The organism is Ramlibacter albus (assembly GCF_014297445.1).
GTDB classification, from domain to species: domain Bacteria; phylum Pseudomonadota; class Gammaproteobacteria; order Burkholderiales; family Burkholderiaceae_C; genus Ramlibacter; species Ramlibacter albus.
Window position 1 is genome coordinate 32,266 of the sequence record NZ_JACORU010000003.1, and the last position, 23,115, is coordinate 55,380.

At 67.6% G+C, this 23,115-nt stretch carries 25 protein-coding genes; 3 read left to right on the top strand and 22 right to left on the bottom strand.

Annotated features, from left to right (window positions below; genetic code table 11):
• Nucleotides 1-3 precede the first annotated feature (3 nt).
• The 4 genes from H8R02_RS09480 to H8R02_RS09495 all read right to left on the bottom strand — a co-directional run bounded on the left by H8R02_RS09480 (nucleotide 4) and on the right by H8R02_RS09495 (nucleotide 1,712).
• Complete coding sequence (locus tag H8R02_RS09480) at nucleotides 4-417, bottom strand: VOC family protein (protein WP_187081164.1); 414 nt, start codon at nucleotides 415-417, stop codon at nucleotides 4-6.
• 13 nt (nucleotides 418-430) lie between these two features.
• Entirely contained in the window at nucleotides 431-862 is a 432-nt protein-coding gene (locus H8R02_RS09485) for an SRPBCC domain-containing protein (protein ID WP_187081165.1), read from the bottom strand.
• The gene (locus H8R02_RS09490; RefSeq protein WP_187081166.1) at nucleotides 862-1,287 is read right to left on the bottom strand and encodes a YciI family protein; all 426 of its coding nucleotides are present in this window, start codon (nucleotides 1,285-1,287) and stop codon (nucleotides 862-864) included. The genes H8R02_RS09485 and H8R02_RS09490 overlap by 1 nt, the downstream gene beginning before the upstream one ends.
• Before the next feature lie 71 nt (nucleotides 1,288-1,358).
• The gene (locus H8R02_RS09495) at nucleotides 1,359-1,712 is read right to left on the bottom strand and encodes a YciI family protein (RefSeq protein ID WP_187081577.1); all 354 of its coding nucleotides are present in this window, start codon (nucleotides 1,710-1,712) and stop codon (nucleotides 1,359-1,361) included.
• Between the two features lie 97 nt (nucleotides 1,713-1,809).
• Here H8R02_RS09495 and H8R02_RS09500 point away from each other — a divergent pair, with 97 nt between their 5' ends.
• A complete protein-coding gene (locus H8R02_RS09500) occupies nucleotides 1,810-3,063 on the top strand; it encodes a putative Na+/H+ antiporter (RefSeq protein WP_187081167.1) in 1,254 nt (417 codons plus the stop codon).
• Here H8R02_RS09500 and H8R02_RS09505 read toward each other — a convergent pair.
• The 11 genes from H8R02_RS09505 to H8R02_RS09555 form a co-directional block, all read right to left on the bottom strand.
• Nucleotides 3,060-4,364, bottom strand: coding sequence for a type II toxin-antitoxin system HipA family toxin (locus tag H8R02_RS09505; RefSeq protein ID WP_354004890.1), 1,305 nt, complete (start codon nucleotides 4,362-4,364; stop codon nucleotides 3,060-3,062). The genes H8R02_RS09500 and H8R02_RS09505 overlap by 4 nt on opposite strands.
• Before the next feature lie 38 nt (nucleotides 4,365-4,402).
• On the bottom strand, nucleotides 4,403-4,675 hold the full coding sequence (locus H8R02_RS09510; protein WP_255429266.1) for a helix-turn-helix domain-containing protein: 273 nt from the start codon (nucleotides 4,673-4,675) through the stop codon (nucleotides 4,403-4,405).
• 88 nt (nucleotides 4,676-4,763) lie between these two features.
• Nucleotides 4,764-6,044: a serine hydrolase gene (locus H8R02_RS09515; protein WP_187081168.1), complete on the bottom strand. Its 1,281-nt coding sequence runs from the start codon at nucleotides 6,042-6,044 to the stop codon at nucleotides 4,764-4,766.
• Nucleotides 6,045-6,132: 88 nt separating this feature from the next.
• Complete coding sequence (locus tag H8R02_RS09520) at nucleotides 6,133-7,017, bottom strand: cytochrome c oxidase assembly protein (RefSeq protein ID WP_354004891.1); 885 nt, start codon at nucleotides 7,015-7,017, stop codon at nucleotides 6,133-6,135.
• Nucleotides 7,002-7,349 (bottom strand): hypothetical protein, encoded by a 348-nt coding sequence (locus H8R02_RS09525; protein ID WP_187081169.1) that lies wholly within the window; start codon nucleotides 7,347-7,349, stop codon nucleotides 7,002-7,004. Before H8R02_RS09525 ends, H8R02_RS09520 begins: the two co-directional genes overlap by 16 nt.
• Nucleotides 7,346-7,939 carry a cytochrome c oxidase subunit 3 gene (locus tag H8R02_RS09530; RefSeq protein ID WP_187081170.1) on the bottom strand — a complete coding sequence of 198 codons (594 nt, stop codon included), beginning with the start codon at nucleotides 7,937-7,939 and terminating at the stop codon, nucleotides 7,346-7,348. The genes H8R02_RS09525 and H8R02_RS09530 overlap by 4 nt, the downstream gene beginning before the upstream one ends.
• Nucleotides 7,936-9,897 (bottom strand): cytochrome c oxidase subunit I, encoded by a 1,962-nt coding sequence (gene ctaD / locus H8R02_RS09535; RefSeq protein ID WP_187081171.1) that lies wholly within the window; start codon nucleotides 9,895-9,897, stop codon nucleotides 7,936-7,938. The genes H8R02_RS09530 and ctaD overlap by 4 nt, the downstream gene beginning before the upstream one ends.
• The gene (gene coxB / locus H8R02_RS09540; protein WP_187081172.1) at nucleotides 9,894-10,931 is read right to left on the bottom strand and encodes a cytochrome c oxidase subunit II; all 1,038 of its coding nucleotides are present in this window, start codon (nucleotides 10,929-10,931) and stop codon (nucleotides 9,894-9,896) included. Before coxB ends, ctaD begins: the two co-directional genes overlap by 4 nt.
• Nucleotides 10,928-11,500, bottom strand: coding sequence for a c-type cytochrome (locus tag H8R02_RS09545; protein ID WP_222622426.1), 573 nt, complete (start codon nucleotides 11,498-11,500; stop codon nucleotides 10,928-10,930). Before H8R02_RS09545 ends, coxB begins: the two co-directional genes overlap by 4 nt.
• Nucleotides 11,497-12,288, bottom strand: coding sequence for a quinoprotein dehydrogenase-associated putative ABC transporter substrate-binding protein (locus tag H8R02_RS09550; protein WP_354004892.1), 792 nt, complete (start codon nucleotides 12,286-12,288; stop codon nucleotides 11,497-11,499). Before H8R02_RS09550 ends, H8R02_RS09545 begins: the two co-directional genes overlap by 4 nt.
• Nucleotides 12,285-14,060, bottom strand: coding sequence for a methanol/ethanol family PQQ-dependent dehydrogenase (locus tag H8R02_RS09555; protein WP_187081173.1), 1,776 nt, complete (start codon nucleotides 14,058-14,060; stop codon nucleotides 12,285-12,287). The genes H8R02_RS09550 and H8R02_RS09555 overlap by 4 nt, the downstream gene beginning before the upstream one ends.
• A gap of 124 nt (nucleotides 14,061-14,184) precedes the next feature.
• Here H8R02_RS09555 and H8R02_RS09560 point away from each other — a divergent pair, with 124 nt between their 5' ends.
• Complete coding sequence (locus H8R02_RS09560; protein WP_187081174.1) at nucleotides 14,185-14,721, top strand: cytochrome b; 537 nt, start codon at nucleotides 14,185-14,187, stop codon at nucleotides 14,719-14,721.
• Nucleotides 14,718-15,656 carry a beta-propeller fold lactonase family protein gene (locus H8R02_RS09565; protein ID WP_187081175.1) on the top strand — a complete coding sequence of 313 codons (939 nt, stop codon included), beginning with the start codon at nucleotides 14,718-14,720 and terminating at the stop codon, nucleotides 15,654-15,656. The genes H8R02_RS09560 and H8R02_RS09565 overlap by 4 nt, the downstream gene beginning before the upstream one ends.
• A gap of 4 nt (nucleotides 15,657-15,660) precedes the next feature.
• Here H8R02_RS09565 and H8R02_RS09570 read toward each other — a convergent pair whose 3' ends face one another.
• The 7 genes from H8R02_RS09570 to H8R02_RS09600 are packed head-to-tail and all read right to left on the bottom strand — an operon-like array spanning nucleotide 15,661 to nucleotide 23,049.
• Entirely contained in the window at nucleotides 15,661-16,428 is a 768-nt protein-coding gene (locus H8R02_RS09570) for an enoyl-CoA hydratase (protein ID WP_187081176.1), read from the bottom strand.
• Nucleotides 16,425-17,006 (bottom strand): 2-hydroxychromene-2-carboxylate isomerase, encoded by a 582-nt coding sequence (locus tag H8R02_RS09575; protein WP_187081177.1) that lies wholly within the window; start codon nucleotides 17,004-17,006, stop codon nucleotides 16,425-16,427. The genes H8R02_RS09570 and H8R02_RS09575 overlap by 4 nt, the downstream gene beginning before the upstream one ends.
• Entirely contained in the window at nucleotides 17,006-17,725 is a 720-nt protein-coding gene (locus tag H8R02_RS09580; protein WP_187081178.1) for an SDR family oxidoreductase, read from the bottom strand. Before H8R02_RS09580 ends, H8R02_RS09575 begins: the two co-directional genes overlap by 1 nt.
• A 4-nt stretch (nucleotides 17,726-17,729) precedes the next feature.
• Nucleotides 17,730-18,545, bottom strand: a complete 816-nt coding sequence (locus H8R02_RS09585) for an acyl-CoA thioesterase (protein ID WP_187081179.1) — start codon at nucleotides 18,543-18,545, stop codon at nucleotides 17,730-17,732.
• Nucleotides 18,538-19,398, bottom strand: a complete 861-nt coding sequence (locus H8R02_RS09590) for an alpha/beta hydrolase family protein (protein WP_187081180.1) — start codon at nucleotides 19,396-19,398, stop codon at nucleotides 18,538-18,540. Before H8R02_RS09590 ends, H8R02_RS09585 begins: the two co-directional genes overlap by 8 nt.
• A gap of 40 nt (nucleotides 19,399-19,438) precedes the next feature.
• Nucleotides 19,439-20,647 (bottom strand): acetyl-CoA C-acyltransferase, encoded by a 1,209-nt coding sequence (locus H8R02_RS09595; protein WP_187081181.1) that lies wholly within the window; start codon nucleotides 20,645-20,647, stop codon nucleotides 19,439-19,441.
• A 2-nt stretch (nucleotides 20,648-20,649) separates the two neighbouring features.
• Nucleotides 20,650-23,049 carry a 3-hydroxyacyl-CoA dehydrogenase/enoyl-CoA hydratase family protein gene (locus H8R02_RS09600; RefSeq protein ID WP_187081583.1) on the bottom strand — a complete coding sequence of 800 codons (2,400 nt, stop codon included), beginning with the start codon at nucleotides 23,047-23,049 and terminating at the stop codon, nucleotides 20,650-20,652.
• Nucleotides 23,050-23,115: the final 66 nt, after the last annotated feature.

Consider the following 23,115-nt stretch of genomic DNA (forward strand, 5'->3'; position numbering starts at 1 on the left):
GCCCTACGCTTGCGGAGGGGCCGCGTTCGGGTCCATCCACATCACTTCCCAGACGTGGCCGTCAAGGTCCTCGAAGCCGTGGCCGTACATGAACCCGTGGTCCTGCACCGGGTTGGGCGCGCTGCCGCCGGCGGCGATGGCCTTGCGCACGAGTTCGTCTACCTCCTCGCGGCTCTCGCACGAGAGGCAGATCAACACCTCCGTGTTCTTCTTCGCATCCGAGATCGGCTTCTTCGTGAAGCCCTGGAAAAAGGGCTCGACCAGCAGCATCGCGTAGCTGGCGCCGTCATTGATCACCATGCAGGCGCCCTGCTCGTTGGTGAACTGCGGGTTGAAGCCGAAGCCGAGGCTCTCGAAGAAGGCCTTGCTCCTGGGCAGGTCCTTCACGGGCAGGTTGATGAAGATCTGGCGCGGCATGTCTTTCGTCCTTTCAGGCGTGGTACCGCAGCTCGGCTTCGAGGCGGTCGAAGTTCTGTTCGTTGGCGGGCACGCAGACGGGTGCGAACTGGTCGCGCACCTGCGCGTTTTCGAACCGCTGCTGCCAGGTGATGCGCGTGCCGGCGCCCTCTTCGGCAAGGTCCATCGTGAGCACGAAGTGCGGCGCGTTCACCTCCACGACGACGCGCGACGGCTTCACGATCTCGAGGAAGCGCGACTGGTTCCTGTACGTCTTGCCGTCCGGCCCGGTCATCACGTGCCTCCACGCGCCGCCTTCGCGGAACTCGTGCACCTGGAAGTCGTTGGTGAAGCCCGCCGGGCCCCACCACCGCTCGCAGCGTTTGCCGTCCGCAATGGCGGCGAAGACCTGCTCGCGCGTGAACGGCACCACCCGCGTGCTCACGATGTCTCTCGGGTCGCCCATCACTGCATCCCCATGTCCTTGAACTTCTGGATCTCCGAATCGGGCGCAATGCCCTCGAAGTCTTCCATGTCGTAGAGCTGCCGCACCTCGATCTCGGCCGGCTTGTTGAAGCCCACCGGGTTGGGGAAGCGGCGCGTCCACTCCAGCGCCTCTTCGCGGCTGCGCACCTGGATGAGCGTGTAGCCGGCGATCAGCTCCTTGCTTTCCGCGAAGGGCCCGTCGATGACGGTGCGGCTGTCGTCGGTGCCGTAGCGGATGCGCCAGCCCTTGCTGCTGGGGTGCAGGCCCGAGCCGTCGAGCAGCGCGCCGGCCTTGGCCAGCTCCTCGTGCCAGACGCGCATGGCCTCGAACATCTTCGGGCTGTCCTCGGGCCAGCGGCCGGCTTCGGAATCGGGCGTGGCCTTCACGATGATCATGAATCGCATGGTGATGCTCCTTTCACTCTCCACGACGATCCAGCCTTGCCGTTTTCGACAAGGCCCGGCTACTTACGTCGTTACGTATAGCAGGGTCCGGTCTCCCGGACCTCGACCGTCGCCCACTGCGCGGCCGGGCACGCTCGTGCAATGGCCAGTGCCTCGTCCTTCGTGCGGACGTCGAGCAGGAAAAAGCCGCCGATCATTTCCTTGGCCTCGGCGAACGGCCCGTCCATGACCTTCGCACCGCCGCCGCGCACCTGCACGCGCGTTGCCTTGGCATGGCCCTGGAGCGACTCCACCGCCAGCAGAACGCCGCGCTGCTTCAGCTCGTCGCTGAAGGCAACCATGCGGCCGTAGACGTCTTCGCCCTCGGCCTGCGTGCGCGTGCCGCGCTGGGCGGGGTCCTCGTAGATGAGCAGCATGAACGGCATGGGGGCATCATATTTGGTAATCTCGACGCGGGTGGCGCCGCATCCCGCGCGCGCCAGGTTCATGCGCAGGTCGGGCCGCCGCGCGGAGCCGCCCTGCATGCCCGTACCCACCTTCCTCGAAGCCCTCGCGGCCGCCTTCTTCGTCCTCGCGCTGGTCCACACCTTCGCCGCGTCCGCGGTGCGGCAGCTCGCGCGGCGGTTTCCCGCGCATGGCCGCTTGCTGCATCTGCTCGGCGAAGTGGAAGTGGTCTTCGGGCTCTGGGCCGTGGCGCTCGTCGTCGCGATCGCGGCGTTCGGCAGTGGCCACGCGGCACTGCAATATGCCGAGTCTCGCCGTTACACCGAGCCGGTGTTTGTGCTGGTGGTGATGGTGGTCGCGGCTTCGCGGCCCGTGGTCGAATGCGCGGTGAGGGCGACCCGCGGACTGGCTGGTGCAGTGCCGCTTCGGCGCGAGCTGGTCGCTGCGTGGCTCGGTCTCGCCGCGATCCCGCTGCTGGGCTCGCTCGTGACCGAGCCTGCGGCGATGACCGTGGCCGCGCTGGTGCTGCGGCCGATCGTGTTCCGCAAGGACGTGCCGGCACGGCCGAAATACCTTGCGCTGGGCGCACTGTTCGTCAACATCTCGATCGGCGGCACGCTCACCTCGTACGCGGCGCCGCCCGTTCTGATGGTTGCCGCCGCGTGGGGCTGGGACTCGGCCTTCATGGCACTCAACTTCGGCTGGAAGGCCGCGCTGGCGGTGGGCGTGAACGCGACGCTCGCGGTGCTCCTGTTGCGGCCGCACCTGCAACCGCTGGCCATGCAAGAGGAAGCGAAGCCCGTTCCCATCGGCGTCGCTCTCGTGCATCTCGTCTTCCTCGTCGCCGTCGTGCTGCTGGCGCATCACCCCGTCGCATTCACCGCGGTGTTCCTGCTCTTCCTCGGCTTCGTGCATGCCTACGAGCAGCACCAGCATCCGCTCGTGCTGCGCGAAGCGCTGCTGGTCGCCGTGTTCCTGGCGGGCCTTGTCGTGCTGGGTGGCATGCAGCAGTGGTGGTTGCAGCCCGTGGTGACCGCGCTGGGCAGCGAGACGCTGTTCTGGGGTGCCGCAGCGTTGACGGCGGTCACCGACAACGCGGCGCTCACCTACCTCGGCTCGCTCGTGCAGGGGCTGCCGGAAGCGTCCCGGTATGCGCTGGTTGCAGGTGCTGTCGCGGGCGGCGGGCTGACGGTGGTGGCGAACGCGCCGAACCCTGCGGGTGTGGCCTTGCTCAGGCGGGGGTTCGATGCGGAGCGAGTTGGCGTGGGCCCGCTCGCGCTCGGGGCGCTCGTGCCGACCGCGGTGGCGTTGGCGGCTTTCAGGTTGCTCTAGAGGGCCGCCACGAAAGCCTCGGCCTGAGCCAACATGCCATCACGGATCGCAAAGAACACGGGCGACGGGAATCCATCCGGCAATTGCGCCTGCATGTCCTCGAGCACCGCCGGGACCTGCAAGACGATCGCAACCATGTGATCGAAGGCGTCAGGTACCCCGCTGCGGGCGGCAAGATCTGCCCAGTGACGGGTGCGTATCTCGCGCAGGTGATAGTGCGTGTTCGTTGCACGCAGTGCCATGGCCAGCTTGGCACGCCGGGGGCTGATCTGGCTGGGGCCATCGCCGATGATCGGCCAAGTCGAGAGTACGTCATAGAGCGGCGTGAGCCGGTACCGGCCTCCACGCTCCAGGAAGATCGAGAAGTTCTTGGCATGCCCATCGGTCGCCGCCATGAGCCAGAACGCCAGCAGTGTCTTCACGAAAGTGAGCTTGTCCCCTTGGGCGTTCGAGCTGTTGTCCAGGATGCGTAGCACGTCGCGCACGCCCGGGCCGCCATCCGACTCGTACTTCTGCGTCCCTGGCACGCCCAGGGCCTGGCAGAAGTCTTCCTGCGGCAGGCGCGCGATCCATGGAGCGCGACCCGCCGGCATCTGAAGTGCGCGGTCGAAACGCTCCACCATCAGCGCCTTGCGCCCGCCGAACCGGCGGATGCTGCAAGGGGCCACGGCGAAACCAAGCCGCGCGAGGAGCTGGGTGCACAGCCACTCGTTTTCGACGGAATCGTGCATGTTCGCGCGCATGTTGCCAACGAGGCCCAGCGGAAGCTTGACGATGTGGGTCGTAGGGGTCGACCCGAGCGGAAGGCACCATTTGCCCTGCCAGTTCAACAGGGCCGTCTTCTCCTGCGCACCCGCCAACGAGATGCGAAAACCGTCGGCAGCGTCCTGGCCCAGCACGCGCCCGGGGCTCAGGGCTGTCTCGATGGCACGCTCGACCCCTGCGCTGTCCAGCGGCACCGCATCGATGCGATCGACTCCCCGAGGCACGTCGCCGGGCGCAAGCAACTGGACCGCTCCGACGCAGTCACGCCCCGCGGCGCCGAGCAGGGTGAACGTGTCGGTGTCTTGAAGGGCAAATCGTTGCGCCATGCGCCTGCGGATGGGATCGCTGTCCGGCAACAGGTTGTCGAAGTAATTCCGGACGGCGCTGCCGCGGTGCTGCGTGTTTGCGGGCGTGAACGGCAGGGACAATGACAATGGACGACCGGACGGGGACGTCGTCCAGCCCTCGTCGTACTGCAGGCGGTGCTCGCCCTGGGCGACCGACCATGTCCCGACGCGTTCGCCATTGGCCCACACGGCGAGCTCCGCGCTGCGCGAGGAAGGACGCCCCCCTGTCACCACGCGTGCGTCCCCGGTGGCTGCCGGGCATCCGCCTGCTGGATGACGATGCTGCAACCCATGGCTGCCACCATCCGGGCGATCTGGTCGAAGGACGTGACCTCCGGCGCCGCCTCGATTCGGGCGATGCGCTTCTGGCTGACGCCGATCAGCACACCCAGCTGTGCCTGCGTGAGCCCGCGTGACTGCCGCAGCGTCCTGAGGATGACGCGCAACTGCTGCGGGGTGTCGATGCGAAAGGAGGGAAGGGGTTGCGGATGTGTCGGCAAGGATACGCCTCAGGAAGAGTATCCCGAATTTACCACTTTAAAGGAGTTTGGCCAAGATACTCCGGATCAGGAGTGCACTCTCCCGCGTCTAGCTGCCGCTCTCCTCCCGCTTCTTCGTCGCTACCTTGCGCTCGGCCGACGCCGAAAAGCTCTTGCGCACGCGCGGCTCCTCCTTTTCCTTTTCCTTCGCCCTGGATTTGGCGGCCACCTTCGTTTCCTTGTCCTTCGAGGCCGCTTCCTTCTTTTTCGCGACCTTCGTTTCCTTCGCGTCCTTCGCATCCTCCTTCGCCGCAGCCTTCGCCACCTTCTTCTCCTCCTTCTGCGCAGGCTTGGCCTTCGCCAGCTTGCGCTCGTCGGGGATGCCCGCCTGCTGGTACGCCCACGAGCGGATGCGCTCGGCGTCGGAATTGCGGCGGCCGTTGCTGTCGGCGTCCAGCAGCACAACGACCTTCTCGCTGCCCGCGAGCTTGGCCTGCATCACGACGCAGTGCCCCGCCTCGATGATGTAGCCCGTCTTCTGCAGGTCGATGTCCCAACCCGCGCTGCGCACGAGCCGGTTCGAGTTGAGGTAGCGCAGGTTGCGGTTGCCCACCTGCGTGAGGTACTGCTCGTCGGTCGAGAACTGGCGGATCTGCGGGTACTTCGACGCCGCGAGCACGAGCGTGGCGAGGTCCTGTGCCGTGGACTGGTTGCTGGCGGACAGCCCCGTCGGGTCGAAGTAATGGGTGTGGTTCATGCCCAGCTGCCGGGCCTTGCGGTTCATCGCCTCGACGAACTTCTCCAGGCCGTCCGGGTACGTGCGGCCGAGCGCATGCGCGGCGCGGTTCTCGCTGGACATCAGCGCCAGGTGCAGCGCTTCGCTGCGCGACATGACCGTGCCGACCTTCACCCGCGAGCGGCTGTGGCGCTCGCGGTCCATGTCGTCCTCGGTGATGGTGATCGGCGCCTCCATCGGCAGGTTGGCGTCGAGGGTGACCATGGCCGTCATCAGCTTCGTGATGGACGCCATCGGCAGCACGGCCGACTCGTTCTTCGCGTACTCGACCTTGCGGGTGCCCGCGTCCATCACGAGCGCGGCGCTGGAGTGCAGGCCCAGCGGGTCCTTCGTCTTGTGCAGGCCCTGCTGGTGCGCGATGGACTGCCGCGGCAGGATCTCCTGCAGCGGCGTGGCGCTGTCGGCGCTTTCGCCGACCTGCTCGACCGGTTCGGCCGGCGCCTGCGCGACAGGGCCGCTCGCGGCCGGCGTGCGCGGCTGCGCCACCTCGGTGCCCGGCCGCATGTCGCCCGGGATGAGCTCACGGTTCTGCCACAGCGCGAATGCGGCCACCACTGCAAGCACGGCGCCGAGGACGACAGGTCTCTTTTTCATGAAGTTCCAACGATAGGCAGGCCAGCGCGGCACCCCGGCGGGACGCGGCTGGATTGCCCGGAAAGACGGTTCCTACGGCCGCGCAGGATCAGGTGCCATGCGCACGAGCGCCGGTGCGGGCGAGCAGGCGCGCGACCACGGCCAGCGCAGCGAAGAGGTACGCCAGCGCGCCCGGCACCCACATCACCACGCCGCCGAGCTGCTGGTCCTCGAGCGGGTCGAAGCCCAACGCGGCGGTCAGCGGGAGGTACTCCGAATACCAGGGCGACGAAGCCAGCGACAACAGCGCGCCCAATGCCGACGTGTGCAGCATCGTCGTGAAGAGGCTCGCGAACGCCGCACCGGTGCCCATGCGGCTGCGCGGGTCGTGGCCGAGCACCGCCCACCAGAACAGCAGCGCCGTGACGAGGAACGATGCGTGCTGCGCGATATGCCACCCCTCGCTGCGCAGCGCGGCATCGAAGGCGGAGGGAATGTGCCACGCCCACAGCGCGATCGCGTGCAGGGCCCAGGCCGCGACCGGGTCGGTAATCACGCGCCACACGGCGCTCCATGGCCGCGCGTTGAAGGCGCCGCCGACGCTGCGCCGCATGCCGGGCGGCATCGCCCAGCTCCACGCCGCGAGCGGCCGGCCGATCACGAGCAAGGGCGCGGCGACGACCATCAGCAGTTCGTGCTGCACCATGTGCGCGGAGAACAACCGGCCGCCCAGCCAGTCGAGCGGCGAGACGAGCGCGGCGAAGAGTGCGAGCCAGCCCAGCGCGAACGCCAGTGCCGAGCGTGGCGCGATCCCGCGGCCCGTGCCTGCGTTGCGCCATAGCGCGCGCACGCCGATTGCGTAGAACACCGCGGACGCGGCCATCAGCACCATCAGCCACGGCGCGAGGTTCCATTCCCATGCCGGCGCAACGGCGTCCGGCACGTGCGCGTGCGCCGAGGCCGTGACAAGCAGCGCGATTACTGCTCGGAGCACGGCGACAGCACCCAGGTCCCCGACCACATCATCAGGATGACCAGGCAGGACAACACCGCCACCCCCGTGGCCGCGGCCGCGAGGAAGCGCCTTGTGCTGCGCGGGTCGCCCGCCACGCTGTCGGGCGTGCCGCGCAGCGTGGCCGCGTACGAGAACCATTCGCTCCACGCCAGCGCCGCCAGGACGACCGAGACCAGCAGCGCCGCCGCCGCCGACAGGTGCAGCCACACGCGCGACTGCGCGGCGCACGACGGCGTGACCAGTGCGTACAGCACGCTCTGGATGCCGAGCGCAATGCTCGGCGTGATGATGAGAGCCAGCAACGTCCTCATACCGCCCTCGCGCCGAAGTAGATGGTGAAATAGATGGGCAGCCACGCGGCCAGCACGAAGTACCAGTACACCGCGTTCTCGCTCACGTCCACGAAGCGCTTGCCATCCAGCTTGTCGGTGAAAAACAGCCCGTAGAGCACCGCCGAGTCGTAGACGTCCGTGACCAGGTGCGTGGTGTGCAGCCCCAGCAGCACCCACACGATAGAGCCGTAGGCGTTGCTGTCCCAGCGGCAGTTGAGCGCCGCGAACTCGAAACAGCGCACGACGATGAAAGCCAGGCCGAACAGCAGGCTCACGCCGAGCCAGAGCCGCACACCATGGATGTCGTGCGCCTCGGCGGCCTTCTTCGCCAGGTGGTTCGGCACACCACTGGCGACCAGGACCACCGTGTTGAGCGTGCCCCACAGCAGCTCGGGCGGCTTCATCGACATCGGCCAGGTGTTCGAGTGCGAGCGCAGGTAGTAGTACGCCATGACCGCGAGCGCGAACACGGTGCCTTCGATGGCGATCACACCCATCGTGCCCCACCAAGTGAGCGCATGGTGCGAGAAGCGGTAGCTCGGCAGCTCGCGCACGTCCTTCGAGTTCATGGCCTCTTCTCCAGCGCGAGGTCCGTGTAGACCTCTTTCTTCTTCGGCCAGAACCACAGCGTGACACCGATGGCCACGGGCACCATCCCCCACACCACCGCCAAGGGCGTGAAGATCGATGCGATGAAGAGCACCGTCGTGGCCACCGCGGAGAGGAAAGGCCACGGCGTCGGGTTCGGGAACAGCAGGCGATGGTCCGGCTTCGCGTCGACCAGGGAGGTGACGAGCTGCTCGCGCTCGTGGATCGCCAGGCCGCTCACGTGCGTGGCCGTGCCTGCCGGCGCGGGTTCCCACAGCGGGTCGCGGCCATGCACGACGGGGATGCGCGTGAAGTTGTGCGGCTGGGGCGGCGAATCCGTCGCCCACTCCAGCGTGCCGCCGCCCCACGGGTTCGGGCCCGCCAATGCACCCGTGCGGCGGCTGCGGAACGCGTTGACCAAGGTGACGAGGATGCCCAGCGCCGCCATGTACGCGCCGATGGAGGCCCACAGGTTCATCGTGTCCCAGCCCATGCCGGCCTGGTAGGTGTAGACGCGGCGCGGCATGCCTTCCATGCCGAGGATGTGCATCGGGAAGAAGGCCAGGTTCATGCCGAAGAACATCAGCCAGAAGCTCCACTGCCCCCAGCGCTCGTCCATCATCCGCCCGGTGAATTTGGGGTACCAGTAGTAGAACGCCCCGAAGAGCGGGAACACCGCGCCGCCGATCAGCACGTAGTGCAGGTGCGCAACCACGAAGTAGGTGTCGTGCACCTGCACGTCCAGCGGCACCGACGCGAGCATCAGGCCGGTCATCCCGCCGAGGATGAGGATGAAGAAGAACGCGAGCACGAAGTACAGCGGCGTCTTGAAGTTGAGACGGCCCGTGGCCAGCGTCGCGATCCAGCAGAAGATCTGGATCGCCGTCGGTATCGCGATCAGCATGCTCGCCGCGGTGAAGAAGCTCTTGCCCAGCTCCGGGATGTTGGTGAGGAACATGTGGTGCACCCACAGCCCGAACGAGAGGAAGCCCGTGGTGATCAGCGACAACACCATCGCCGTGTAGCCGAAGATCGGCCGCCGCGCGAAGGTGGGGATGATGGCCGAGAGGAACGACAGGCCCGGGATGAAGATGAAGTACACCTCCGGGTGGCCGAAGAACCAGAACCAGTGCTGCCACAGCAGCACGTCGCCGCCTTCGGCCGGGTTGAAGAAGTGCGTGGCGACGAGCCGGTCGAGGATCAGCGCGGTGCTGCCCAGCATCACGGCGGGCATCGCGAACAGGATCATGAACGACGTCACCACCATGCCCCACGCGAAGAGCGGCACGCGGTTGAGCGTCATGCCCGGGGCGCGCAGCTTGAAGACGGTGGTGATGATGACCACCGCCTCGAACAGGCCGGAGACTTCGGTGAACGTGATCATCTGCGCCCAGAAGTCGCTGCGCTTGCCGGCGCCGTAGTCCGGGCCCGCAAGCGGCACGTACGAGAACCAGCCGGCGTCGGGGCCGCTGTTGCACAGGAAGGCCACGTACAGCATCGTCCCGCCGAACGTGAACATCCAGTACGCGTACGCGTTCATGCGCGGGAAGGCCACGGTGCGCGAGCCGATCATCTGCGGGATGAGGTAGATCGCGAAGGCCTGCATCACCGGCACGGCGAACAGGAACATCATCGTGCTGCCGTGCATCGTGAAGATCTGGTTGTACAGGTCCGGGCCGATGAGGTGGTTCTCGGGGCGGATCAGCTGCGTGCGCATCGCCGCGGCGAGCAGGCCGCCCAGGGCGAAGAACACCAGCGTGGTCACGATGAACCGCTTCGCGATGTTCTTGTGGTTGACTGAGCACAGCCAGTACATCAGCCCCGGCGGGTCGGCCCAGGTTTGCGCCAGCGCCGCCCGCGTTGCCGCGTCGTCCGCGCCGTCCTTGGCTTTCGCGCGCTCCTCGGCTTCGCGCTTTTTCTTTTCGTCGTCCTGATTCATTTGAGTGTCCCGAGGTACGCGACGATGGCGTCGAGATCCGCCTTGGAAAGCGGTGTCGCGGGCATGTTGGTGCCGGGCTTGTGCTTCTGCGGGTCGGCGATCCACGAGGCCAGGTTCTCCGGCGTGTTCTTCAGGGTTCCCGCGGCGAGCGTCATGCGGCTGGCGACCTTGGAAAGGTCCGGCGCCTGCCTGCCCTGCGCGAGCGTGCCGGACACGGTGTGGCACATCGCGCAGCTCACGGACTGGAAGAGTTGCTTGCCGCGCTGCGCCGTGGCGTCGGTGGGCTCCGGTGCGGGCTCGAGGCCGCCCTGCTTCCATTGCTCGAACTGCTCGGGCGGCTCGGCGACGACGACGAGGCCCATCAACGCATGCTGGTAGCCGCAGAACTCGGTGCATTGCCCGCGGTACACGCCGGGCGCGTCGGCACGGAACTGCAGGATGGCCGTGCGGCCGGGCAGCAGGTCCTTCTTCGCGCCGAGGTTGGGGATCCAGAGGCTGTGGATCACATCGGCGGATTTGAGCCGCAGGATCACGGGGCGGCCCACGGGGACGTGAATCTCGTTCGCGGTCTCGAGCTGCTGGTACGGCTCGCCGTCCTTGTACGTGGCGCTCCACCACCACTGGTGCGACACCACCTCGATGTGGACGGCGTCCTTCAGCGGCAGCCGCGCGAGCGCGCGGTCGGTGAAGAAGCTCGCGACGATCAGCACGATGAGCAGGGCCGCGGAAACCACGGTCGCCGTGGCCACGTTGCGACGCAGCTTCGGCTCGGGCTCGTTGACCGACGAAACGTCGGCGGCGTCGCCGGCGGCCGCGCGCGGGCGGCGCCACAACACGAACAGCAGCGCGGCGAGGATGAGGCCGAACACCACCGTGCACATCACCACGAACACGTTCCACAGCTCGAGGATGTGCGCGGCCTGCGGGCCGAGCGGGGCGGTGATGCTGTGCGGCGCGTTCGGCGTGGGCGTGGCGGCAAGCGCCGCACCGCAGGTGACGACCGCGACGAGCGCAAGGAGGACGAGTCGCTTCATGGCCTCGGCCCCGCGGGTTGCGGCACGGGCACGGCTTCGGCGCGCGGCTTTTCCGTGCGGCGCGCATTCTCGGGCTCGCCGGCGTACATAGTGTCGGAGCGCGAAGGCGCGACATCCTTGCGCAACTGGCCGCTCATGGAGCGGACGTACGCCACGATCTGCCACGCCTGGTCTTCGGGGATGTGGCCGCCGAACGAAGGCATGCCGTTCGGCCGCCCCTGCATGATGGTGGCGAAGATGTCGGCCGGCGAGCTGCCGTAGCGCCACTTGTCGTCCATCAGCGGCGGGCCCATGCCGCCGCCGCCGTTGGAGTGGCAGCCGTTGCAGTTGTACCAGCGGTAGAGCCGCTTGCCCTGGTTCACGGCGTAGGCGTTCTCCTCGTACGGGCTCGCGGTGGTCGCTGCAGTCTTCACCGGCCCGGTCTGTGCGGCCGCGGGCTGGTTGATGCTCAGGCGCGCGGCGTCGGGTGCCGGCGTTTCGTTGTTCGCCGCGGTGGTGAAGCGGCGCGCCTCGCGTTCGCACGCGACCAGGGCGAGAACCATGCAGCAAAGGGCGATGGCGGCTCTCATGGCGCACCCACCCGCGGCACCGCGTACTCGGCGAGGATGCGGTCGATGTCCGGCTGCCGGCGCGCGATGAAGTCGTCGAGCGCGGCCCGCAAGGCCTTGTCGGCGCGGCGCGTCCCCATCGCGATGTCGTACTGGAACGCCAGCTCGCGCGGCAGGTCCGGCGGCGCGGCGAGTTGCGCGACGCGCAGCGGCAACTTCGCATTCTTCACGTACCAGCCGGCTTGCGGGCCCCAGACGAGCAGCGCGTCGAGTTCGCCTCTTTCCAACGCGTGCACCATGCGCGCTGCCGCGGGTTCTTCGCCGGGCACGGGGAAGCCGCGCACGTTGGCCGTTGCGCCATGCCGCGCGAGCGCATATCCGGGCGGCGACGCGGCGAGGTCGTTGCCGATCAGCTGCACGCCGAAGCGCCATTGCTTCAGGCGCGCGTCGTCGAAGGACGCCGGCGACTGCAAACCGGCGCGGTGCACCAGCACGTAGCTCGAGCGGTAATACGGCCGCGTCGTCGCGGCGCGTTCGAAACCAACCGGCACGCCGATGATCACGTCGCACAGGTCCGCACCCATCGTCCTGCGCACAAAACCGCGGCGGTCGGGCATCCAGGCGTATTGCAGCGGCACGCCCCAGTCGCTGGCGATGAGCTGTGCGATGCGGTTCTCGAAGCCGGAGCCGTCCTCGTGCGAGAGCGGCAGGTTGTCCGGGTCCGCGCACACGCGCAGCTGTTGCGGCTTGTCCTGCGCGAACGCGAGCGCGCATGCGAGCAGGCTCGCGGCGACGACGAAGCGCTTCACGGCGTCGCCCCCTTGCCCGGCAGCGCGAACACGTACAGCGCGCCGCCCGCCTGCGTCGCCTCCTTCAGGTCGCGCATCGCATTCGTGAAGCCCAGCGCGGCCGTGCCGTCACGCGCGTCGATGTTGGCGGAGACGACAGCACCGGCCCAGCCGCCCACGCCGGCGAGCACCGCGATGTACTGGTTGCCGTCCGGCCCGCGGTACGAGATGGGCTGGCCGATGATGCCGCTCGTGGTCTTGAATTCCCACAGGAGCTTGCCGCTGCGAGCGTCGACGGCCTTGAACTTGCCCTCCATGGTCCCGTAGAACACGACGTCCCCGGCCGTGACGACCGTGCCGCTCCACACCGGGAAGTTCTCCTTGACCTCCCACACCTTGCGCTGCGCGAACGGGTCCCATGCGGTGACGACGCCGCGGTGGCCGCCCGGGCCCGCGTACATCTTCACCTCGGCGCCGACATAGGGCGTGCCGGCGATGTAGCTCACGCTGGTGGTGAGCTCGTCCTGGCAGAGGTTCTGGTGCGGGATGTACAGCAGGCGCGTGCGCGGCGACCACGAGCTCGGCTGCCAGTCCTTCGCGCCCGGCGACGCGGGGCACGAGTCGCGCACGGTCTCGCCCAAGCGAGGCTCCTTCGCCGGGTTGTAGCGCAGCCGCCCGGTCTGCAGGTCCACACCGTGGGACGTGGTGATGTGCGAGTAAGGCGTGGCGGACAGCACCTCGCCGTTCGTGCGGTCCATCACATAGAGATAGCCGTTGCGCTCCGGCCGCAGCAGCAGCTTGCGCGGGCGGCCCTTCCAGTCCGCATCGATCAGCACCTGCTCGTTGATGCCGTCGTAGTCGTGCAGGTCGTGCGGGCTGAACTGGTAGTACCAGATCGCCTCGCCGGTGTCGGGCCGGCGCGCGAAGATGCCCGCGGTCCACTTGTTGTCGCCGGGGCGCTGCTCCGGGTTCCACGGGCCCGGGTTGCCGGTGCCGTGGTAGATGAGGTCGGCTTCCGGGTCGTAGGAGATCCAGCCCCACACGTTGCCGCCGCCGATCTTCCAGGCTTCGGGTGGCCAGGTCTTCACGCCCAGGTCGGCGCCGCGGTCCATCGCGTAGAACGGCTTGAAGTTCGCGCCGATCAGCACGTCCTTGTCGGGGCCGGTGTTGTACGCCCGCCATGCGATGCGGCCCGTCGCCGCGTCGAGCGCCGTGATCCAGCCGCGCACGCCCATCTCGCCGCCGCTGTTGCCCACGAGAACCTTGTCCTTCACCACGAGCGGCGCCATGGTGATGCTCTCGCCCATCTTGATCTCGCCGAGCTTCGTGCGCCACAGTTCGCGGCCCGTCTTCGCGTCCAGCGCGATGGTGTGGTTGTCGAGCGTGTTGAAGAAGAATCGGCCCTTGTCGTAGGCGCCGCCCCGGTTGACGAGGTCGCAGCACGCCACACCTTGCGAGCTGGGGTGCGGCTTGGGGTCGAAGCGCCACTTCAGCGGCAGGCCCGGCTGCGTCAAGTCGAAGGCCCAGACCGGGTTCGGGTACGGGCCCACGACGTACATCGTGTTCTCGGCCACGATGGGGGCCGCTTCATGGCCGGCGGTGAGCCCCGTCGGGTAGTTGAGCACCTGCTTGAGCTGCGCGACGTTGGACGTGTCGATCTGCGCGAGCGCGGAATAGCGCGTGCTGGCGAAGTCCTTCGCGGGGCGGACCCACTGGCCGTCGTCGGGTGACGGGGCCTGTGCAACCGCGGCTGCAAACACACAGCCCGCCAATGCGGGCAGCAAGCGCTTCATCGCCTCTCCATGAGTGAAGCCCCTGCTCCCGCAGCACCGCACGATCGCGATGCACTGCCGTGTTGTGTTTGTTGTCTGCGGTGAGTTTACACACGAGCCGCACCGTTTTGGGCAAGATGAAGCAATGCATGACGCGACCTTTCGCTACACGCGCATCGCGATGCTGCTGCATTGGGTGCTCGCGGCAGCGCTGCTGTACCAGCTCGTGCTCGGCTGGTGGATGGTCGACCTGCCGAAGAGCCCGCCCGGCCTGCGCGCGGGCTGGTTCAACTGGCACAAGTCCATCGGCATCTGCATCGGCATTGCCGTGCTGCTGCGCATGTCGTGGCGCGTGTCGCATGCGGCCCCGTCGATGGACGGCCTGGCTGCATGGGAGCGCCGCGCGGCGGAGGTCAGCCACGCGATGCTCTACGTGTGCATGGCCGTCTTGCCGCTTTCGGGTTACCTGGGCTCGGTGTTCAGCGGGTACCCCGTGAAGTTCTTCGGCATCGTGCTGCCGCAGTGGGCGGCCGCGTGGCCTGCGGGCAAGGCGTTCATGGGTGGGCTGCACTATGTGACGGTGTGGGTGTTCATGGCGCTCGTCGCGATGCACGTCGGGGCGGCCGTGTTGCACGCCGTGCGGCGCGATGGGGTGCTCAAGCGCATGGGATTGCCGGCATGAAGCTGCTCGCGCTCCTGGTTGCCGCATGTGCATGCGTTGCGCACGCGGAGCCGTTCGCGTATGTCCCGAACGAAAAGAGCGGGAGCGTTTCGGTGATCGATATCGCGACCGACAAGGTCGTGCGCGACATCAGGGTCGGCGGGCGGCCCCGGGGAATCGCGCTGCACGACGCCACGCTCTACATCAGCGACGAGTCGTCGAACGCCGTGCTCATCGTGAAGGACGGCGCGGTGCGCGGCCGCATCGCGCTCGGCAAGTCACCGGAGGGCATCGCGCTGTCGGCGGACGGCCGCTGGCTCGCGGCAGCGGTGGAGGAAGCGAATGCGGTCGCGCTCATCGACACCTCGAACGCGGCCGTCGTCGCCACCATCCCCACGCGCGGCAAGAACCCGGAGCACGCCGTTTTCTCGCCGGATGCGCGGTGGCTCTACGTCAGCGCCGAGGATGCTTCGCAGGTCGACGCGATCGACGTGGCTACGCGAAAGGTCGCGCACAGCATCGACGTCGGCCGCAGGCCCCGCGGCATCGGCTTCAGCCCGGATGGGCGCACGGCGTATGTGGCGTGCGAGCTGGACAGCACCGTGTATGCCATCGACGTGGCGACGCATTCGGTGCGCGCGAAGGTGACGGCCGGCGAATTTTCGAACGGGATTGCCGTGGCACCGGACGGCAAGCGCGTCTATGTGTCGAACGGCCGCGGGGCGAGCGTGTCCGTGATCGACACCTCAAGCCACACCGTGGCTGCAACCATCGGCGTGGGCCAGCGCCCCTGGAACATGGCTCTGTCGCCGGACGGGGCGAAACTTTACGTGGCCAACGGCCGCTCGAACTCCGTATCGGTGATCGACACGCGCGAGCTCAAGCGCGTCGCGGATATCCCGGTCGGCGAATTGCCGTGGGGCGTGGCGATCAACCCGCGAAGAAGCCCGGGCTGACGCGTCACACCTTGCTGAAGTCGGGCTTGCGCTTCTCCATGAACGCCGTGAACGCTTCGCGCGCCGCGGGTTCGCGCAGCATGCGGCCGAAGGCCTTGCCCTCTTCCGCCATCTGCGCGAGCACGGTGTCCTGCTGGCCCTGCTTCATCAGGCGCTTGGTTTCGACGAGCGCGGAGATCGGCTTGGCGGCCAGCTTCTTCGCCTGCGCCTGCGCGTAGCCGTTGACCTCGGTCGGCGGCAGCACTCGGTTGACAAGCCCGACTTCGAGCGCGGCTTCGGCCATGAAGGGCTCGCCCAGGAGCAACGCTTCGGCGGCGCGGTGGTAGCCGAACATGCGCGGCAGCAGCAGGCTCGACGCCGCTTCCGGGCACAGGCCGAGGTTGACGAAGGGAACCGAGAAGGCCGCGTTGTCACCCGCATAGACGAGGTCGCAATGCAGCAGCATCGTCGTGCCCACGCCGACAGCCGGGCCGCACACGGCCGCCAGCAGGGGCTTGGGGAACGTGGCGATGCCGCGCAGGAACAGCGTCACCGGCGAGTCCGCATCGGAAGGCGGCTTGTTCAGGAAGTCGCCGATGTCGTTGCCCGCGCTGAACACGGTCTCGTGCCCTTGCAGCACCACGACACGGACCGCGTTGTCCGCCTTCGCTTCGGCCAGCGCATCCGCCAGCGCGGCATACATGTCCGAGGTGATGGAGTTCTTGCGCCCCGGGCGGTTGAACGAGAGCGTCATCACGCCGCCCTCGACGTGCTTGAGGATGTCGGTGGTCATTGTTGAAGTGCTTCCTTGACGAAATCGAGCCGGTCCTGGCCCCAGTACATCCGGCCGCCGACGAAGAAGGTCGGCGCGCCGAAGGCGCCGCGCGCGACGGCCTCCTGCGTCACCGACTTGAGCCTGTCCTTCACCTCCGGGTCGGCGGTGAGGGCCAGCAAGGCCTGCGGGTCGAACCCGGCGCCTTGCAGCACCGCGCCGACCACGGCGGGGTCGTTCATGTTCCTGCCTTCCACCCAGATCGCGCGGTAGACGGCATCGACGTATGGGATCATGCGTGACGGCTCGCGCATCTGAAGGCCCACCGCGCCGCGCATCAGCGTGAGCGTGTTGATCGGGAAATGCGGGTTGTGCTCGAACGGCACGCCGTACCTTGCGGCGTAGCGCTTCAGGTCGTCGAGCATGTACTTGCCCTTGGCGGGCACCTCCATCGGCGACTTGTTGTTGGTGGCCTGGAACACGCCGCCCAGCAGGAAGGGCCTGTAGTCGACCGGCACGCCGAACTTCGGCACCTGCGTCCACGCGAGATACGCGGCGGGGCTGCCGACATCGAAATAGAACTCCAGGGTCTGCGCCATCAGAATTTCTCCATCCACGGCCTGAGGTCCAGCTCGTGCGTCCACGCGTCGCGCGGCTGCATGTGCAGCATCCAGTAGTTCTCCGCGATGTGGTCGGGGTTGAGGATGCCGTCCTTGTCCTTCAGCGCGTAACGCTCGGGGAAGTTTTCGCGGATGAACTCGGTGTCGATCGCGCCGTCCACCACGACGTGCGCGACGTGGATGCCGCGCGGGCCGAGTTCACGCGCCATGCTTTGCGCAAGCGCGCGCAGCGCATGTTTGGCCCCCGCGAATGCCGCGAAATTGGCCGAGCCGCGCAACGACGCCGTCGCGCCCGTGAACAGCATCGTGCCCTTGCCGCGCGGCGCCATGCACTTGGCGGCCTTGCTCGCGGTGAGGAAGCCGGCGAAGCACGCCATCTCCCAGATCTTGTAGTACTTGCGCGAGGTCTCTTCCAGGATGCTCGCGGGCACGTTCGCGCCCACGTTGAAGACGAACACCTCGATGGGCCCGTGCTTCGCCTCGATGTCGTCGAAGAGCGCGTTGACCGCTTCCTCGTTGCGCGCATCGGTACCGAAGCCATGCGCCTGGCCGCCCGCGGCGCGGATCTCCTGCAGGAGGGGCTCCAGCTTGTCCGCGTTGCGGCGCACGGCGCACACCGTGTAGCCGCCACGCGCAAACCGCTTCGCGATGGCGCCGCCCGTGGAGTCGCCTGCGCCGATGATGACTGCTGCCGGCATTTGCCTACTCCTTGAAGTACATCAGCTGGTGGGTCGTCACCAGCAGTTCGCCCGCCTCGTTCCAGAGGAAACCGCTGTGGTCGAAGTATCCGTTGCGAAACCCGTTGCCCTGTGCCTGCCCGAGCAGGAAATCCGTGCCCGTCTTCCCCAGCACTGCGCTGTCGGCGTGGTAGTAGACCGTCATCGTCACCGTGCCGAGCGGCGTCTGCTTCGCGCGGCGCAGCCAGATGCGCGGGAAGAACGTGTCCGACATCGCCGTGAGCGACGCGAAGTCCAGCGGACGCGGAGGGTCGTCGCGCGTCCATAGCCGAGTGAGGCTCACGTCGTCGCCCTGGCCTTCCCACTGGCGCGGGATGAAGCCCTCGAAGAAGTGCATCGCGTAGCGGTTGATCCACTCGACACCACGCCGCGGCGTGCGCGGCACGTCCTGCGGTCGCGGCACCTGCGGCATCACCGCCTCGTGGCCGCTCCAGGTGTCGCGGCGCACGGCGGTGAGCGCGGTCGCGGTGGCCATGGTTTCGCCGTTCTGCAGGATCTCGACGATCCAGTGCTGGGTCGAGCGGTTCGTTCGTGCGGGCCTCGCGCGCACAATGAACTCGCCGTCGGCAACGGCAGCCGCGAAGTTGACCGTGAAGGAGACCGGCTCGCCGAGGCGCTGCGGGTGCTGCATCACGCCGTTGATCATCTGCGCGGCGGTGATGCCGCCATAGGGCCCGATGAAATTGGCGTAGGCGGGGCTCGTGTGGCCGCGCCACTCGTGCTCGCGCGCCGGCTCCAGCGCCACCGCGGTGTCGAAAGGATGCGGCTGCGCGTCAGGCATGCGCCGGCCCGGCCATGCTGTGCAGCCACTTGGCCATGCGCGGCCACATCTTGTCGACGTGCTCGCTGCGGAACGGGCCGAAGTGGCCGATGCGGCGCACCTGCAGCTCGCCCGGCGCGATGCGCTCGACGTGGCGCGGCGCGTTCTCGTAAAGGTCGACCAGGCTGTGCGTGCCGCGCAGCGTCATCAGCTCGTCATCGGTGATCGACAGCGCCATCACCGGGAATTTCGCGCGCGCATAAGCCTGCCGCGCGGACTCGCCTTCAGCGCCGACGCTGTAACGCGGGTTGAGGCACCACTTGCGCCACTGCATCACGACGCCCGCCGGCAGGTCGCCGACCTTGCGCAGCTTGCGCCCCGGGAAGTAGCCGCACAACTTGACGGCGAGCGGCACGAGCACGAACCAGAAGTACGGGACGATGCGCTTGAGCTGCGGCGCGTTCTCGCGCCAGTAGCCGCTGCCGGCCGCGACGCTGAGCAGGCCGCTCACCTTGTGCTGGTTGGCGAGGAAGCCGGGCAGCTGCGCGCCGAGGCTGTGGCCGAGCAGGTAGACCTTGCCGCCTTGGGCGGACGCGTGGTCGATGGCGGCCTCGTAGTCGCGCGTCCAGTCGAACAGGTCGGCCTTGTAGTGGCGCAGGCCCTGCTGCGGCATCGATTCGCCCGAGCCGCGGTAGTCGAAGGTGGTGACGCGCCAGCCCTGCGTGGCCAGCCACTGCGCGAACGGTGCGTAGTAGTCCTGCCGCACGCCCATGGCGCCGCCGATGACGACGTTGCCTTGCACATCGGCCGCCGGCTCGTAGACCCGGGCCGCGAGCTGCACGCCGTCTGCGGACGTGAGCGTCACCTTCTGCATTTCCATCTCCTCGTTGCGGCTCTCGCCTCTTCGAGCGATTTCACACGCGTTCGAAAATCCCTGCAGCGCCCTGTCCCATTCCGACGCACATCGTGACCATGCCGTACTTCAGATTCTTGCGCTGCAGCGCATGCACGACTGTCGCGGAGCGGATAGCGCCGGTGGCGCCGAGCGGGTGGCCGAGCGCGATCGCGCCGCCCATGGGGTTCACCTTCTCGGCATCGAGGCCCAGCGTGTTGATCACCGCGAGCGACTGCGCGGCGAAGGCTTCGTTCAGCTCGAACCAGTCGATGTCGTCCTGCTTCAGGCCCGCGTTCTTCAGCGCGACCGGGATCGCCTCGATCGGCCCGATGCCCATGATGTGCGGCGGCACGCCGCGGCTCGCGTAGCCCACGAAACGCGCGAGCGGTTTCAGGTTGAAGCGCTTGAGCGCCGCTTCGCTCACGATGATGAGCGCGCCGGCGCCGTCCGACGTCTGCGAGCTGTTGCCGGCCGTCACGCTGCCGCGCGCGGCAAACACCGGCTTGAGCTTGCCGAGCGTTTCCACCGTGGTGTCGGGCCGCGCGCCTTCGTCGATGTTGACGGTGCGCTTCTTCACCGAGACTTCAGCCGACTCGAGGTCGACCGAACGCTCTTCCACTTCGACGGCGATCATCTCGTTCGCGAACTCACCGGCCTTCATCGCCGCAATCGCCTTCATGTGCGAGCGGTACGCGAACTCGTCCTGCGCGCTGCGCGACACCTTCCACTGCTGCGCCACCTTCTCGGCCGTGAGGCCCATGCCGTAGGCGATGCCGTAGCTCTCGATGTCGTCGGGATTGCGGAATATGGTGGGCGACAGCGAGGGCGAGTTGCCCATCATCGGGACCATGCTCATGCTCTCGGTACCGCCCGCGATCATCACGTCGGCTTCGCCCACGCGGATGCGGTCGGCGGCCATCTGCACGGCGGAAAGGCCCGACGCGCAGAAGCGGTTGACGGTGATACCGCCCACCGTCTTGGGCAGGCCCGCGAGTACCGCGCCGATGCGCGCGACGTTCAGGCCCTGCGACGCTTCGGGGATCGCGCAGCCCGCGATCACGTCCTCCACCGCGTGGGGGTCGAGGCCGGGCACCTGCGCCATCGCCGAGCGCAGCGCGGTCGCCAGCAGGTCGTCCGGCCGGGTGTTGCGGAAGTAGCCCTTGTGCGAGCGCCCGATGGGCGTTCGAGTGGCGGCGACGATGTAGGCGTCCTGGACTTGCTTGGCCATCTTCAGTTCCTCAGCGGCTTGCCGGTGTTCAGCAGGCCGAGAATGCGTTCCTGGGTCTTGGGGGTCTGCACGAGCTCGCAGAAGGCCTGCCGCTCGAGCGCCATCAGGTACTCCTCGGTGACGAGGGTGTTGGCGTCGACGTCGCCGCCGGTCACCACGTTGGCGATCAGCGAGGCGATCCTGAAGTCGTGCTGGCTGATGAAGCCGCCGTCGCGCATGTTCACCAGCTGCCCCTGGATCGTCGCCTTGCCGCTGCGGCCGGCCACGGGGAACTGGCGCCTGTGCGGCGGGCGGTAGCCGGCGTCGGTCATCGCCTTCGCGGTCTGCAGCGCGACGTAGAGCAGTTCGTCCTTGTTGGGCACGATGATGTCGCTGTCCAGCAGGAAGCCGAGCTTGCGCGACTCGATCGCGCTCGTACCCACCTTCGCCATCGCGGCCGCGGTGAACCCCTCCGTCACGAACTTCAGCAAGTCCTTGTCGGTGGACGTCTGCGCGTTCTCCGCGGCGCGGCGCGCGATGTAGGTCAGGCCGCCGGCACCGGGCACGAGGCCCACACCCACTTCGACCAGGCCGATGTAGCTTTCCATCGCCACCACGCGCTTGCTCGAATACACGGCGAGCTCGCAGCCACCACCGAGCGCGAGGCCACGCACGGCAGACACCACCGGCACCGACGCGTAGCGAAGCCGCAGCATGGTCTGCTGCATGAAGCCTTCGGCATCGTCGATGGCGCTCACGCCCACCGCGATGAACGCGGGCAGCATCGCCTGCAGGTCGGCGCCCGCGCTGAAGGGTTCGTCGCCGGACCACACGACGAGGCCGTCGTAGTCCTTCTCCGCGAGCTCGATGGCCTGCATCAGGCCTTCGCACACCTCGGGGCTGATCGCGTGCATCTTGGTCTTGATGCTGGCGATGAGCACCTGGTCGTCCAGCGTCCACAGGCGGATGCTGTCGTCCTCGTGCAGCGTCTTGCCGGCTGTCTCGTACTTCTCGCCTTTCTCGCCCAGCAGCAGCTCGGGAAAAATCTGGCGCTTGTAGACGGGCAGCACGCGGCGCGGCTCGAACTTCTTCGTCGTGGGGTTCCACGAGCCTTCGGCCGTGTGGACGCCACCCGCTTCGGCAACAGGGCCCTTGAACACCCACTCGGGCAGTGGCGCCTTCGACAGCGCCTTGCCGGCCTCGATGTCCTGCAGGATCCAGTCGGCCACCTGCAGCCACCCGGCCTCCTGCCACAGCTCGAACGGGCCCTGCTTCATGCCGAAGCCCCAGCGCATCGCCTGGTCCACGTCACGCGCGGTCTCGGCAATCGACGCGAGATGCACGGCGGCGTAGTGGAAGCTGTTGCGCAGGATCGACCAGAGGAACTGGCCCTGCGGCCCGGTGCTGTTGCGAAGCAGCTTCAGGCGCTCGCCCGCGGGCTTCTTGAGCATGCGGCCGTACACCTCGTCGGCCTTCTCGCCGCCGGGGACGTAGTCGCCCTTTTCGAGATCGAAGCGCAGCACGTCGCGCCCGACCTTCTTGTAGAAGCCGGCCTTCGTCTTCTGGCCGAGGTTGCCTTTTTCCAGCAGCGTCTTGAGCACTTCCGGCGTGCCGAAGCTGGGATAGAACGGGTCGGTGTCCGCGTTCAGCGTGTCCTGCAGCGTCTTGATGACGTGCGCCATCGTGTCCAGGCCCACAACGTCCGCCGTGCGGAACGTGCCGCTCGACGCGCGCCCCAGCTTCTTGCCGGTGAGGTCGTCCACCACGTCGAACGTCAGGCCGAACTTCTCCACCTCGCGCATCGTGCCCAGCATGCCGGCGATGCCGACGCGGTTGGCGATGAAGTTGGGCGTGTCCTTCGCGCGCACCACCCCCTTGCCGAGGCCGCTGGTGACGAAGGTTTCGAGGTCGTCGAGGATCTGCGGGTTGGTCGTCGGCGTGGCGATCAGCTCCACCAGGTACATGTACCGCGGCGGGTTGAAGAAGTGGATGCCGCAGAAGCGCGGCTTGATCGCTTCGGGCAGCGCTTCGCTCAATTTGGTGATCGACAGGCCCGAGGTGTTGGACGCCACGATCGCATGCGGCGCGACGAAGGGCGCGATCTTCTTGTACAGATCGAGCTTCCAGTCCATGCGCTCGGCGATCGCCTCGATGACGAGGTCGCAGTCCTTGAGCTGCTCGAGGTGCTCCTCGTAGTTGGCCTGCCCGATCAGCGCGGCGTCTTCGGCGACGCCGAGCGGCGAGGGCTTGAGCTTCTTGAGGTTGTCGACGGCCTTCGTGACGATGCCGTTCTTCGGGCCTTCCTTCGCGGGCAGGTCGAACAGCACCACGGGCACCTTGACGTTGACAAGGTGGGCCGCGATCTGCGCGCCCATCACGCCCGCGCCGAGCACGGCGACCTTCTTCACCTGGAATCGGCTCATGGCTTTCCCCGCCCTTTCCATGTTGGCGCCGGCGGCGCGTTCTTCCTGGTCTTTGTACATGTTTCT

Bases quoted from the DNA above. Each gene is read 5' to 3' on its own strand.
- ctaD (WP_187081171.1), bottom strand. From the start codon at position 9,897: ATGAATCAGGACGACGAAAAGAAAAAGCGCGAAGCCGAGGAGCGCGCG.
- H8R02_RS09560 (WP_187081174.1), top strand. From the start codon at position 14,185: ATGCATGACGCGACCTTTCGCTACACGCGCATCGCGATGCTGCTGCAT.
- coxB (WP_187081172.1), bottom strand. From the start codon at position 10,931: ATGAAGCGACTCGTCCTCCTTGCGCTCGTCGCGGTCGTCACCTGCGGT.
- H8R02_RS09555 (WP_187081173.1), bottom strand. From the start codon at position 14,060: ATGAAGCGCTTGCTGCCCGCATTGGCGGGCTGTGTGTTTGCAGCCGCG.
- H8R02_RS09500 (WP_187081167.1), top strand. From the start codon at position 1,810: ATGCCCGTACCCACCTTCCTCGAAGCCCTCGCGGCCGCCTTCTTCGTC.
- H8R02_RS09530 (WP_187081170.1), bottom strand. From the start codon at position 7,939: ATGAACTCGAAGGACGTGCGCGAGCTGCCGAGCTACCGCTTCTCGCAC.
- H8R02_RS09490 (WP_187081166.1), bottom strand. From the start codon at position 1,287: ATGCGATTCATGATCATCGTGAAGGCCACGCCCGATTCCGAAGCCGGC.
- H8R02_RS09565 (WP_187081175.1), top strand. From the start codon at position 14,718: ATGAAGCTGCTCGCGCTCCTGGTTGCCGCATGTGCATGCGTTGCGCAC.
- H8R02_RS09600 (WP_187081583.1), bottom strand. From the start codon at position 23,049: ATGAGCCGATTCCAGGTGAAGAAGGTCGCCGTGCTCGGCGCGGGCGTG.
- H8R02_RS09570 (WP_187081176.1), bottom strand. From the start codon at position 16,428: ATGACCACCGACATCCTCAAGCACGTCGAGGGCGGCGTGATGACGCTC.
- H8R02_RS09515 (WP_187081168.1), bottom strand. From the start codon at position 6,044: ATGAAAAAGAGACCTGTCGTCCTCGGCGCCGTGCTTGCAGTGGTGGCC.
- H8R02_RS09545 (WP_222622426.1), bottom strand. From the start codon at position 11,500: ATGAGAGCCGCCATCGCCCTTTGCTGCATGGTTCTCGCCCTGGTCGCG.
- H8R02_RS09585 (WP_187081179.1), bottom strand. From the start codon at position 18,545: ATGCCTGACGCGCAGCCGCATCCTTTCGACACCGCGGTGGCGCTGGAG.
- H8R02_RS09480 (WP_187081164.1), bottom strand. From the start codon at position 417: ATGCCGCGCCAGATCTTCATCAACCTGCCCGTGAAGGACCTGCCCAGG.
- H8R02_RS09580 (WP_187081178.1), bottom strand. From the start codon at position 17,725: ATGCCGGCAGCAGTCATCATCGGCGCAGGCGACTCCACGGGCGGCGCC.
- H8R02_RS09495 (WP_187081577.1), bottom strand. From the start codon at position 1,712: ATGCCGTTCATGCTGCTCATCTACGAGGACCCCGCCCAGCGCGGCACG.
- H8R02_RS09485 (WP_187081165.1), bottom strand. From the start codon at position 862: ATGGGCGACCCGAGAGACATCGTGAGCACGCGGGTGGTGCCGTTCACG.
- H8R02_RS09575 (WP_187081177.1), bottom strand. From the start codon at position 17,006: ATGGCGCAGACCCTGGAGTTCTATTTCGATGTCGGCAGCCCCGCCGCG.
- H8R02_RS09595 (WP_187081181.1), bottom strand. From the start codon at position 20,647: ATGGCCAAGCAAGTCCAGGACGCCTACATCGTCGCCGCCACTCGAACG.
- H8R02_RS09525 (WP_187081169.1), bottom strand. From the start codon at position 7,349: ATGAGGACGTTGCTGGCTCTCATCATCACGCCGAGCATTGCGCTCGGC.
- H8R02_RS09590 (WP_187081180.1), bottom strand. From the start codon at position 19,398: ATGCAGAAGGTGACGCTCACGTCCGCAGACGGCGTGCAGCTCGCGGCC.